This is a genomic window from Gottfriedia acidiceleris (assembly GCF_004138285.1).
In the GTDB taxonomy this organism is placed as follows: domain Bacteria; phylum Bacillota; class Bacilli; order Bacillales; family Bacillaceae_G; genus Gottfriedia; species Gottfriedia acidiceleris_A.
The window spans coordinates 16627-30207 of the sequence record NZ_SCFN01000014.1; the positions used below are offsets into that span (position 1 = coordinate 16627).

Sequence of the window (13581 nt, forward strand, 5' to 3'; positions counted from 1 at the left end):
AAAAATAGAAAATTCTCAATAATATAATTAATAGAAATAAACGACAAATGTCATTTCTATTTTGTTGATTACTAGAAGAAGTTGTCAAAAAAACTTATTTCTAGTAATTAACATAAAAGGAAAACTAAGAAGAAAAATGAACTGGAGGAAGAAAAATGGGGGAAAAGAGAGAAAAAAGTAAAGTTCTAAAAAGTTTTACCGTTTTAGCTTTAACATCTAGTTTTATTTTAGGTTCTCTTGGACAAGTAACAAATGTATCAAATGCAGCAAGTCCAAGTAAAGCAGAAGATATTTTGGCAAATTTAAATTCAGAGCAAAGAGCAGCTCTTAAGCAACTTTCAACTAGTGAAGATTCAGGGCTACAAGTTTCGTCTGATATTAATTTGGAATCTACTGAACAAACGAATGTCATTGTAGAGTTTGCTAATAAACCAGTTAAAGTCGCTCAAATTGAAGCGAGTGTAGAAGGGAAAACTTTAACGAAAACAGATGCTGAAAAGCTAATTGATCAAGATCATGATACTTTTACGAAAGATGTAAGCCAAGTTATATCAAGTGGTAAAAGTAAAAAAGTAGATTATAAAATCAATCATTCATATAAACACGCATTTAACGGTGTTTCCATGACATTACCAGCAAACCAAATTAAGAATCTACTAAAATCTAAAGCTGTAAAAAAGGTGTGGAGTAACCAAACATTTACAATTGATCCACCGAAAGAAAATGATCAACTGAAAGCTGATGAAGCAAATGTTGCAAACTATACTCCATATGATGCCCTAGATCGCTTACATGCTGAAGGGTTTACGGGTAAAGGAATTAAAGTAGGGATTCTAGATACAGGAATGGATTATCATCATCCAGACTTGAAGGATGCTTATAAAGGCGGGTATGATTTCGTTGATAACGATAATGATCCAATGGAAACAACTTATGCAGACTGGAAAAAATCAGGTCAACCTGAAATTAGTGGCTCTTCAACTTATTATACTGAGCATGGTACACATGTAGCTGGAATTATTGGTGGACGTGGTGTAGCGAATAGTGAATATAAAACAATTGGTGCGGCACCTGATGCTGACCTTTATTCTTATCGAGTTCTTGGACCTTATGGATCTGGAACTGAGGAAGACATTATTGCAGGAATCGATCGTGCTGTTCAAGATGGTATGGATGTTATAAATATGTCATTAGGTGCAACCTTAAATGATCCACTTTATGCAACATCGATTGCAGTAAATAACTCTGTGTTAAGTGGTGTAACGACAGTTGTTGCAGCAGGAAATAGCGGGGATCAAATGTATACACTTGGTTCACCTGGTGCTGCAGCTTTAGCATTAACAGTTGGTGCATCGTCAATCGCATTAGATGTTTATCAATATGCTGGAGTAAATAATGGTAAAAACTATTCAGTTAGACAATTAGCTCGAAATTATTCAGATGACTTAACAACATTAAAAGGAAAAACATATCAGTTAGTTGATGTTGGTTTAGGTAATCCTGCAGATTTCAACGGTAAAGATGTAAATGGGAAAATTGCTTTCATCAAACGTGGAACGATTGCATTAATCGATAAAATTAAAAATGCAAAAGCAAAAGGTGCAGTTGGCGTTTTAATGTACAACGACGAAACAAATCAAGCTGAAGGTGCAATCCAATCTTTCCTTGGCGAATCAGTTGATGCAATTCCAGCATTCTCTGTTTCTAATCAAGAGGGTATAGAAATTGCAGCTGCAATCAAAGCTGGTAAATCAGAATTCACTTTTGGTGACTTTAAAAAGGTGCAAACAGCATCAGATGAATTAGCTGGATTTAGTTCAAGAGGTCCTTCTCGAGTAAACTATGATATTAAACCAGAAGTAACAGCTCCTGGTGTGGCGATCCTTTCAACCGTACCATTCTATGTAAATAATAAAACTAGTGATGGATCAAAACCTGAAGATTACAAATATGCATATGAGCGCTTATCAGGTACATCGATGGCGACACCTTATGTAGCAGGAGTATCAGCATTATTACTTCAATCAAATAAAGACCTACAACCAGAAGATATCAAATCAATTTTAATGAACACTGCTGATCCGTTATCAAAAGCATATAGTGTATTTGAAGCAGGTAGTGGACGTGTTGATGCATACGAAGCAATTCATTCGAATGTAGAATTAGAAGTGGTAGATCAAACGCCAACATATATCAATGGCAAGCAAAAATCAATTCAAGAATTAACTGGTGGCATTAGCTTCGGATCATATGGTTTCGATGATAAAGATATTGCAGATTCTCGTAATATTACATTAAAAAATCGTAGCGAAAAAGCAAAAACATTTAATGTAAATGTGAAATTCCAAACTGGGTTAAGAGGATCTAAAGATGCAGCACAAAATAATGTAACTTTAACTGGACCTACATCTGTAAAATTAAACGGGATTAGCCAAAAGAATGTTAAGTTTAACTTAAACATTCCAAAAACAGCGGAAAAAGGAACATATGAAGGCTTTATTACATTTACAAATGCAGCGGATCCAACAGAAAACTATCAAATTCCATTTGGCGGTCGTGTAGTCAATGAAGGAATCGATTATTTTAAAATCGACAATCCAATGTTTGGTACGGATACAAGCTGGCCAGCTAATTCATTTCCATTTTTATCATTCGATCTTTCATTAAAGTCACATATGAAAACATTAGATGTATTATTGCAAGATGCTACAACAGGTGAAGATCTTGGTTTAGTTGGTTCTTTTACACCAATCACAATGAATGAAAACCAAGATTACTTTATTGGAAGAGGATTTAGTTCAATTTACTATCCATTTACTGGTGATACAAAAAATCCGATTAGTTATGATCCAGTGGTAGCAAAAGCAGGAAACTATAAATTAAAATTAGTTGGTACGAATGAAAAAGGTAAAACATTCGTAAGAACTGCTGATTTTATTTACGATGTTGCAGCACCAACTATGACTTCTAGCTTTGACACATTAGATCAAAAAGTAATTGAATACAAAGATAGCCAATTTGATTCAAACGGACAATTCTTATACGACTTTAACATTAATCTAAATGATCCTGAAACTGCTGAAGCAAGCCGTTTAGGCCTGCCGGTTGATCAATCAACGAATGGAGTTGTATCGTTTTACGATAGTCCGTTCCCAGCTAATCCAATTAAAACAGATAAGAACGGTAACTATACTGACCAAATTTTAGTGAAAAAACGTTCAACACCATTACAAGTTTCATTCTATGGTATGGATGCGGCAAAAAACTTTACAAGCAATGCTACAAACAACTTAAGACTTGTATTTGTTGATCAAAATTTCCCTTACTACTACTTAAAAGCAAATAAACAAACAGTAACAACAGGTGATACTGTAAATTACAGTGTTCGTTCAAATAATATTAAAAACTTAAAAACAACTAAAATTAATTTCAAGGTTGATCCGAATCTAGCAACAATTCAAAATGTCACTGTAAATGATGCAGTAAAGCAATATGGTGATGCACAAGTTTCAGTAACTTCAGTACCTTCTGGATTAAGTCAGGTTTATACATTTACATTTACTTATACTGGAACAAAAGCTTTACCAGATGACTTACAATTATTTAATTTTGACATGAAAACAGCAGAGAAGTTCACTAGAAATGTGCCACATGATTGGTATACAATGACTGCGTCTACAATTGACCAATCAAATGTTGTGACAAATGATGTGTATGCGTACATGGAATCTTATAAAATTAAGAACACTTATTCAAAAATAGATGGTGCATTACGCTTAGAAGGAACAACAGATCCAGCAACAGGTAACCCAATTTATTCAATTGATCAAAGTGTAATCGGGGCAAAAGTAACCGTTACTTCTTATGATGGAAAAACAACTGTTCAACCTTCAATCAACAAAAGCGGACAATATAGTGCAGAGGGACTGAAAGCAGATCCAAAACTTTATACTTATAAAGTTGATGTGCCAGGACATTTTACAATGAACAGACAAGTACTTTTATCAGATGAAGTACGTGGAGAAACCCTAGGAAAGAGATATAATTTAGGTTTATTAACAGCTGCAGCTGGAGACGTTAACAAAGATGATGTAATCGATGTGTTAGATGCATTAGCTGTACAAACGTATTGGGGTACAAATAAAGCTACAGCAGACTTTAACTTTGATAAGGTAGTAGATAAAAAGGATATGGACTTTGTTGTAAGAAACTATGGATTACAAAATCCTACTGTTGATAATGCGCCAAAACCAAAAACTACTTATAAAGGTGCAACTTTAGATAGTATTTTAAAAGATTTAGGTTTAGATCAATAATCTTTTAGAAAAGGGAAGCCAGTTAAATTGGCTTCCCTTTTTAGGTTGTTGGAAGATATGTGAAGTAGTGAAGTGCAAATAAAATCGGTGAAACTGCAATTAAAATTGAGGAAACTGCAAATAAAATTGGCAGTTCTGCAATTAAAAAAGTAAGCGATTTCAAAGAATTTATTTTTTCTTTTGAAATGATGTATAAATTGGGTTATTTCGATTGTTTTTTACGGGAGAATTTAGAAGAATCCTGTCGAATGTAGAGAGCAAAATTTCGAACTATTGGTAAATAAGGGGAGGGATAACCCAATTGACCGAAAATTGGAAAAAATTGATAATAAATGTAGAAAGTAAATTTGATGTAAAGAATTAAATATGAAGATAAAAAGTAGCTTACTATTTTATAAATCATAGATCTTCATTGAATTTTACTTTAGATAAATAGAAGCCAGGAGGAAGAAGAATGGGGAAAAGAGTAAAGAAAAGTAAGTTTGTATCAGGATTTACCGTATTAGCTCTATCATCTAGTGTTGTAGTTGCACCGATTGCACATGTAACAAATGTTTCAAAGGCAGCAGAGAAAACAAAGACAGAAACAATACTTGCAAATTTAACTTCCCAGCAACGAGCTGCTTTAAAACAAATTTCAACAAATGAAGCGACAGGGCTACAAGTTTCATCAGACATAGATCAAACGACTACAAAACAAACTTCAGTTATTGTAGAGTTTGCAAATAAACCTGCGAAAGTGGCTCAAATTGAGGCGCAGGTAGAAGGCAAATCATTAACTGAGACACAAGCAGGGAAATTAGTTGATCAAGATCATGCTACATTTAATGAAGAAGTAGGACAAGTTCTTAAAGATGAAAATAATAAAAAGGTAGACTTTAAAATTAAGCGTTCATATAAAAATGCCTTTAACGGCGTTTCAATGAGTCTACCAGCAAATCAAATTAAGAATCTATTAAAATCAAAAGCAGTTAAAACTGTTTGGAGTAATGAAAAGTTCTCAATTGACCCTCCAAAAGAATCAGATAAGAATAGCGAATTAAAAGCAGACGAGTCTAAAGTAGCTAACTATACACCATATGATGGCTTGGATAAGCTACATGCTGAAGGCTATACAGGTAAGGGTATCAAAGTCGGTATTCTTGATACAGGTATCGATTACAACCACCCAGATTTAAAAAACGCTTTCAAAGGTGGATATGATTTTGTAGACAATGATAATGATCCAATGGAGACTACATATGCTGATTGGGTTAAAGCTGGTAAACCAGGTTCTGCAAATGGAGCTGACTATTATACTGAGCATGGTACTCACGTAGCAGGTATCATCGGTGGACGTGGTGCATCAGATAGTGAATACAAACAGGTTGGTGCAGCACCAGAATCTGATATCTATTCTTATCGTGTACTTGGACCTGGTGGGGTTGGAACAAGTGAAGCGATTATCGCTGGTATTGATAAAGCAGTAAAAGATGGTATGGATGTTATTAATATGTCATTAGGTGCATCGTTAAATGATCCACTTTATGCAACTTCTATCGCGGTTAACAATGCTGTATTAAGTGGCGTAACGACTGTCGTAGCTGCAGGAAATGATGGAGACCAAATGGACACATTAGGTTCACCGGGAGCGGCTGCATTAGCATTAACTGTCGGAGCTTCATCAGTTGCAATTGATCTTTATCAATTTAACGGAACACAGGATGGAAACAAATACAACTTTAGACAATTAGCTCAAAACTATTCTGATAATTTAACGACATTAAAAGGTAAAACCTATCAACTTGTTGACGTAGGTTTAGCAAATCCATCTGATTTTACAGGAAAAGACTTGAAAGGCAAGATTGCTTACATTCAACGTGGAACAATTGCATTGATTGATAAAATTAAAAATGCAAAAGCAGCTGGCGCTGTAGGTGTATTAATGGCTAATAATATTGATAACCAAAGTGAAGGGGCAATCCAAGCATTCTTAGGTGAGTCGGTAGATGCTATTCCTTCATTCTCAGTATCATATGAAGAGGGATTAAAAATCACAGCTGCAGTTAAAGCAGGTAAAAATGAAGTTACTTTTGGTGATTATTCTAAACTGCAAACAGCTTCAGATGAATTAGCGACGTTTAGTTCAAGAGGACCATCACGTGTAAACTATGATATCAAACCAGAAGTGACAGCTCCAGGTGTTTCAATTCTTTCAAGTGTACCATTTTATGTAAATAATAAAACAGGCGATGGATCAAAGCCTGAAGATTATAAGTATGCATATGAGCGTTTGTCTGGAACATCAATGGCAACACCATATGTAGCAGGTGTATCCGCATTATTACTTCAATCAAATAAAGACTTACAACCTGAAGATATCAAATCAATCTTAATGAATACAGCTGATCCATTATCAAAAGCGTATAGCGTATTTGAAGTAGGTAGTGGACGTGTAGATGCATTTGAAGCAATTCATTCAAATGTAGAATTAGAAGTGGTTGATAAAACACCAACGATCGTAAATGGCAAAGAAAAATTAATTAATGAGTTAACCGGTGGGATGAGCTTTGGTTCATATGGATTTGACAATAATGATATTGCAGATTCTCGCAATGTTACTTTAAAGAATCGTAGTGAAAAAGCAAAAACATTTAGTGTTGACGTGAAATATCAAACTGGATTAAGAGGATCGAAGGATGCAGCTTCAAATAATGTTACACTTTCAGGTCCCACATCAGTTAAGTTAAATGGCATTAGTTCGAAAGCAATTAAGTTTAATTTAAACATTCCAAAAACTGCTGAAAAAGGAACATATGAAGGTTATGTTACATTCACGAATACAGCAGATCCAACTGAACAATATCAAATTCCGTTTGGTGTTCGTGTAGTTGAAGAAGGTATCCAATCATTTAATTTAATCAACCCACTTTATTCAAATAAAATTACGAATCCAACTTATGCGTACCCGTTTATTGATGGAAGTGTTTCTCTAAAAACACATATGAAATCATTAGATGTTATCGTTCAGGACCCAACAACTGGTCAAGACTTAGGTATTATTGGTTCATTTAATACTTCAGTAATGAAAGAGGATGTAGTTTACAATATTGGTCGACTTGTAGGAGCATATTACTTCCCATTCACTGGAGATGCGAAAAACCCGATTAGCAGTAAATATGAATTAATTAAACCAGGTCATTACAAATTAAGACTAGTTGGTGTGAGTGAAAGTGGTAAAACTTTTGCTGAAGCAAGAGACTTTATGATGGAATATGCTGTTCCAAATATGACTTCAAGCTTTGATAAGTTAGATCAAAAGGTTATCGAGTATAGTGATAGTCAACTAGATAAAAATGGACAAATGTTATACGACTTCAACATTAACGTAAATGATCCAGAAATCGACGAAGCTAAAAAATATGGTATTAAAGCTGACCAATCAGATAACACAATTGTTTACACTTATAATTCTTTCTTCCCATCATTACCTATTAACGTTGATAAAAACGGGGATTATAATGATCAAATTTTAGTTGATAGTAAATATTCAGTATTACCTTTAACATTCTATGGAATGGATGCAGCGTTAAATCCAACTGCTCAAATTAGAATTGCTTTTGTAAAAAATACAACACCATATTATTACTTAAAAGCGAATAAGCAAAATATCGTACCTGGGGATACTGTAAACTACTCTGTAAAAGCAAATAATATTAGTAACTTAAAAACAACTAAACTAACACTTCAATTGAATAATAATCAGGGGATCATTGATAATATTCAAGTGAATGATGAAGTTAAAAAATATGGAGACGCACAAGTTACAGTAAAAACATCTCCTACTACTTGGGATTATATTACGCAATATGACTTTACTTTTACTTACTCAGGTTCAGCTAAGTTACCAGAGGATACTCAATTATTTAATTTCGATATTAAAACAACCGATAAATCATTTACAACAGGATCAGCGATTAACTTCTCAGGTAACGGTACATCTACAATTGATACATCAAATGTAGAAACGAAAAATGTTTACACTTATATTGAAGGATACAATGTAAAACCATCAGTTTCAAAACTTACAGGTACACTTCAAGTAGAAGGAGCAAAAAACCCACTAACTGGTGAAACAAACTATGCAATTGATCAAAGTAAATTAGGTGCAAAAATTACATTAACATCGTATGATGGCAAAACTGTTTTACAAGCACCAATTACTTCAAAACAAGGTGATTATGCATTCGATGGTGTGAAAGTAGACAGCAAACCTTATAAATTATCTGTAGATGTACCAGGACATTTTACGATGAATCATACAATGGATACTTTATTTGATAATATCCGCGGTGATTTAATTGGTAAGCAATTACGCTACTTATTAGATGTTGCACCTGCTGGTGATGCAAATAAAGACGATGTAATCGACGTACTAGATGCATTAGCTGTACAAACGTTCTGGGGCACAAACAAAGCATCTGCTGACTTCAACTTTGATAAAGTAGTTGATGCAAAAGATATGGATTATGTAATTAAGAATTTTGGATTACAAAATTCAACAGTTCCAAATCCTCCTAAAGCTAAAAAATCATATAAAGATGCTACATTAGATAGTATCTTAACAGAGTTAGGATTAAACAAATAATAAAAGCAGCCTTCTCCCGATTATTTTTGGAGAAGGCTTTTTATTTTAGTTAATTGGTAAATTTATACATAATAAAATTCATTTCAGGTTAATTTAAAGGAATAAAGGATTTGTAGGGAGACTTTTTATGAATAAAAAGTTTATTTATTCAACTCATATTTATATCTTGATTATTATGTCTACCGGATTTATGTTGCATGTGTTTATCGTTCCTGGTATTTTGACATCTACTCATAGAGATTCATGGGTAACGGTTGTTGCTAGTATTCTCCCTTTCGTGATTTGGACAACTTTAGTTTTTTATTTGTATAAAAAGCTTAAAAATGAAGATATTTTATCTGTGATGTTTAAAGTATTGTATAAACCGATAGCGTACATACTGTCTACCATCTTTGTTGCCTACTTTTTATTATCAGCTTTTGTTACCTTTCGATTTACCCTTATTTGGGCAAATACAAATTATACCCAAGATATTCCGGATATTATTGTAGCGTTTTTAATTTTAATGATCTGCTTTTATGCGGCATTTAAAGGGATTCGTACAATTGGTACGATTGCATTTTTGATTTTACCACCAGTTGTTCTGTTTGGTTTTTTAGTCGGTATAGGGAACGATAAGAACAAAAATTATGGTTTGCTATTTCCTATTTTCGAAAAAGGATATCATGATTTTTTTCATGGCTTTGTATATACTTGCTCAGGTTTTTTTGAAATCATTTTCATATTATTTTTAAATTCCTTTTTAAAAGATAAAGTAAAAGCAAAATGGTTAATGATCGTAAGTTTTATATTATTAATGTTAATCCTAGGGCCACTGACAGGAGCGATTATGGAGTTTGGACCTGTAGAGGCAGAAAAAATGAGAAATCCCGTTTATGAACAATGGAAACTTCTAACGTTAGGAGATAATATTACTAGATTGGATTTTTTATCAATTTTTCAGTGGTTGTCAGGCGCGTTTATTCGAATCAGTTTAAATCTATATATTGCAAATTACATCATCAATTATAGTGGAAGAAAAAAGTGGAGTTTACCAGTATTGTCACTTTTTTTATTAGTAGCAGTAATGATTCCCTGGAATGCAACGTCATTTTATTACTTTTTACAATACTACTATTTTCCAATAAATTTAATCTTTTTATCGTGTACCATGCTAATATTTTTAGTTATTTCAAAATTAAAAGGTGATTCAGCATGACTAAAGAATCGACAACTTTAGAAAACCTTAATTTATTAAAATTTATGGAGTCTTTTAATCATTCATCGGATATAGATTTCAGAACGAAATCATATAAGGAAGGAGAAGACTCGCATTTTGTCATTATAATGTTTTGTCCAAATTTGATTGACACTCAATTTAGTAATCAAATCATTAATGATATCTTTAATGTGATTAAGAAAGAAGAGAAATTCAATTTTGAGTTATTAAGTAATTTAGTCGAGACTAAAAGGTTGAAAGAAATATCAAATATTAAAAAGGAAGTTGAAGAAAATTTATTTTCTGGTGATTTAGTCATATTTAGTTCGTATTTAAATGATGTATTCTTTATACAAGTAGCGAATCCACCAAAACGAAATCCAGAAGAATCTAATTTAGAAAATTCAATTCGTGGCCCAAGAGATGGATTTGTAGAAAATATTTCCGATAATATGGCATTAATTCGTCAAAGACTTAAGACCTCAACATTAAAAAGTGTCGAATTTACAATAGGTGAACGAAGTCGAACGAAAGTTCTATTAGTTTATATGGAAGATATTATTAATCCTTCGATTCTATCTGATGCAAAGCAACGACTTAACTCAATAAAAAAAGACGTAATTGTAAGTAGTTATGAAATTGAAGAGGCACTATATGATCAACCATTTTCAATTTTTCCACTATTAGATAATATAGGTAGACCCGATTTCGTTGTACAATCATTAAATCAAGGAAGATTTGCAGTAATTGTTGATGGAAATCCAACTTGTTTATTAGGACCAACCAATTTAAATCAACTTATTTATTCACCTGAAGATATACATGCAAGCTTTTATTATAATAACGTAGTTAGATATCTTAGAATTATTGCAATTGCAACAACCATTTTCCTACCGGGATTTTATATTGCATTAGTGACATTTCATATAGATCAAATACCTTATCAATTACTTGCCACGATTGGTATGGCTAGGAATGGACTACCATTTTCAGCACCAATAGAAGCCTGTTTAATGCTAGCATTTTTTGAATTATTTAAAGAAGCCGGGATCCGCTTGCCAAAAGCAGTAGGACAAACTGTAGCCGTTTTAGGGGGACTATTCATTGGTGATGCCGCGATACGCGCAGGATTAACATCACCTTCTATGCTTGTTGTAATAGCTTTAACTGTTATTTCAGGCTATACATTAATTAATCAAAATATATCAGGAAATATTGTAATCCTACGCTTTTTTGTTTTATTTTTATCGTCTATTTTAGGGTTGATAGGTTTTTTTACTGGCTTTTTTCTAATTAGTACTATGATTGTTTCGTTAGAAAGCTTTGGTCAACCGTATATAACTTTATTATCAGTTCCGAAGCTATCTGACTTCTTAAATGTAGTTCTTAAGTTGCCGCAAAAGTATAAGAAGACAAGACATCAAGCTCTCAAGCCAATTGATGAAGACCGTCAGAAGGAGTGATGTATAGGATGAAAAAATTACTAATCATCATACTGATGGTCTTTTATTTATTCACTTTAACAGGATGCTGGGGAGAGCGAACGATTATTGATCAAACTTTGGTAACGAGTTTTGGAATTGATTATAAGGACAATCAGTATATTGTAACAATTCAAGCGCTTAACTTTTCGAATATAGCGAAGCAAGAAAGCGGGGCATTACAAGTACCTGCTCCTCCATTAATCGGTCAAGCAACAGGCAAAAGTATACAGTCAGCGTTTACTAAATTGGAATCAAAATCACCAATACCTTTATATTATGGTCATGTTAACAGTGTCATCTTAAGTAAATCGGTAATAGAAAAAAAAATGAAAGATGTCAATTCATTTATTAGCGGAAGACCGTTATTAAGATACACATTGTGGTTCTATGGTACCGAGTTGGAAATTAAAGATATCTTGTTAAGTCAAAGTTTTTTTAATTTACCCTTTTTATATACAGTAGTGAATACCCCTGCTGAAAAGAGCAGAGGTAGCCTAATTCTTTTAAGTATGCAATTTCATAATTTTATTTCAAGATATACTCAACCAGTAGGAACAGTATTGATACCTTCACTAGGTATTGAAGATAAGAATTTTAATGAGCAAAAAGAGGATAAGATAGCCTATATTGATTGTGCCTATGTAATCTCGCAGCAAAAATATAAAGGTCAAGTAAAATTAAAAGATATAAAATCACTGGATTATTTGCAGCAAAAAAATTATAGTTTGCCACTAATACTTGAAAAAGATAAATTGAATATAGAAATTAGAAGCTCAAATGGTTCAGTTAAAGTCATAAAAGGTGGTAAGAAGCCAAAGTATATTATAAATATAAAAACAAATGTAGCTATTGTACAGAACGAGAATAATTTAAGTAGAAAGAAAATTGCTTCTAAAATCAGAAATAAAATGAAAAAAGAAATTATAAAGACAATGAAAAAGGGAGAAGAGCTTCATGCCGATCTCTTAAATATTTCGGAAAAGCCTTATCGATTTAATCGAAAAGAATGGGATTTAAGGGCCTTGAATGAAGTTGATACTAATTCAATAAAAGATATAAAAGTAAATGTGCATATTATAGGAAGTAAAGTTTATAAAAGATAAAAATTGTTTTGAATTGAGAAGAGCGAAAAAGGAAGGTTAATTTTTATCAAAGAGACCTTCTTTTTTATGCTCATTTTTATTAAAAATGAATTATGATAGAAATGAACTAAGTAAAAGGAGAAAGGTTATGTCTGAAGGAGTAAAAGATAATTGGTTTCCAGGGCGATGGTTAGGTGGGATATCCTTAATTTTAGGTCCAATTTTTATGTTGGTTGGTGTCATTTTAAGAAGTAAGTTTCATTTCTTCTTTCCTGACCAACTTGAAGCATACAAAGCTCATCCAACTTTACTATTTTTATCTTATAGTTTCTTTATTGCTGGGAATGTCTTATTGTGGCCAGCAGTTATCTCACTTTGTAGATTAATCAGTATAAAAAAGCCAAATTGGGCAGTATGGGGAGGAAGTTTTGCGATATTTGGCCTATTTGCTCGTACATTTCATGCTGGAGTCGATCATCTAGCTTTTCAAATGGTTCGAATTTTAGGTGTGGACACCGCTACAAAAGTTATGGAACAATCTTATAGAGCGTTTCATATATTCCATAGTCTATCCCCTTTAATTATGTTTGGCTGGATTATTTTAGCTATTGGCTCATATCGTGCGAATGTATTGGGGTTAATTCGTTCCATACTGTTAGGACTTATGAGTTCATTACCATTAGGCGTACTAAAAGGTACAACTCCATTTTCTATTGTAGCTACATTGGCACTTTGCATTGCACTTGTACCACTTGGGTTAAGAGTTTTAAAAGATGGTTCGAGACCTAGTTTGAAGAAAATAATTGGTTCAGTTATATTAATAATCATTTTGTTAGTTGGTTTATTTGTACTTGGAGAGTTAGGATAATTAGGA

The 13581-nt window shown here is 32.9% G+C and carries 6 protein-coding genes; all 6 read left to right on the forward strand.

Annotated elements, in window-relative coordinates:
* The first annotated feature begins 155 nt into the window (after positions 1-155).
* The 6 genes from EP747_RS17860 to EP747_RS17885 all read left to right on the forward strand — a co-directional run bounded on the left by EP747_RS17860 (position 156) and on the right by EP747_RS17885 (position 13575).
* Complete coding sequence (locus EP747_RS17860) at positions 156-4316, forward strand: S8 family serine peptidase (RefSeq protein ID WP_129691449.1); 4161 nt, start codon at positions 156-158, stop codon at positions 4314-4316.
* A 454-nt stretch (positions 4317-4770) separates the two neighbouring features.
* Positions 4771-8943: a S8 family serine peptidase gene (locus EP747_RS17865; RefSeq protein WP_129691450.1), complete on the forward strand. Its 4173-nt coding sequence runs from the start codon at positions 4771-4773 to the stop codon at positions 8941-8943.
* A 127-nt stretch (positions 8944-9070) separates the two neighbouring features.
* The gene (locus tag EP747_RS17870) at positions 9071-10141 is read left to right on the forward strand and encodes a GerAB/ArcD/ProY family transporter (RefSeq protein WP_129691451.1); all 1071 of its coding nucleotides are present in this window, start codon (positions 9071-9073) and stop codon (positions 10139-10141) included.
* Positions 10138-11604 (forward strand): spore germination protein, encoded by a 1467-nt coding sequence (locus EP747_RS17875; RefSeq protein WP_129691452.1) that lies wholly within the window; start codon positions 10138-10140, stop codon positions 11602-11604. The genes EP747_RS17870 and EP747_RS17875 overlap by 4 nt, the downstream gene beginning before the upstream one ends.
* Before the next feature lie 8 nt (positions 11605-11612).
* Positions 11613-12728: a Ger(x)C family spore germination protein gene (locus EP747_RS17880; protein WP_165347132.1), complete on the forward strand. Its 1116-nt coding sequence runs from the start codon at positions 11613-11615 to the stop codon at positions 12726-12728.
* Positions 12729-12855: 127 nt separating this feature from the next.
* Positions 12856-13575, forward strand: coding sequence for a hypothetical protein (locus EP747_RS17885; protein WP_235832929.1), 720 nt, complete (start codon positions 12856-12858; stop codon positions 13573-13575).
* The last annotated feature ends 6 nt before the right edge of the window (positions 13576-13581 follow it).

Excerpts from the sequence above, each read along its gene's own strand:
- EP747_RS17860 (WP_129691449.1), top strand. The coding sequence starts at position 156 with ATGGGGGAAAAGAGAGAAAAAAGTAAAGTTCTAAAAAGTTTTACCGTT.
- EP747_RS17865 (WP_129691450.1), top strand. The coding sequence starts at position 4,771 with ATGGGGAAAAGAGTAAAGAAAAGTAAGTTTGTATCAGGATTTACCGTA.
- EP747_RS17870 (WP_129691451.1), top strand. The coding sequence starts at position 9,071 with ATGAATAAAAAGTTTATTTATTCAACTCATATTTATATCTTGATTATT.
- EP747_RS17875 (WP_129691452.1), top strand. The coding sequence starts at position 10,138 with ATGACTAAAGAATCGACAACTTTAGAAAACCTTAATTTATTAAAATTT.
- EP747_RS17880 (WP_165347132.1), top strand. The coding sequence starts at position 11,613 with ATGAAAAAATTACTAATCATCATACTGATGGTCTTTTATTTATTCACT.
- EP747_RS17885 (WP_235832929.1), top strand. The coding sequence starts at position 12,856 with ATGTCTGAAGGAGTAAAAGATAATTGGTTTCCAGGGCGATGGTTAGGT.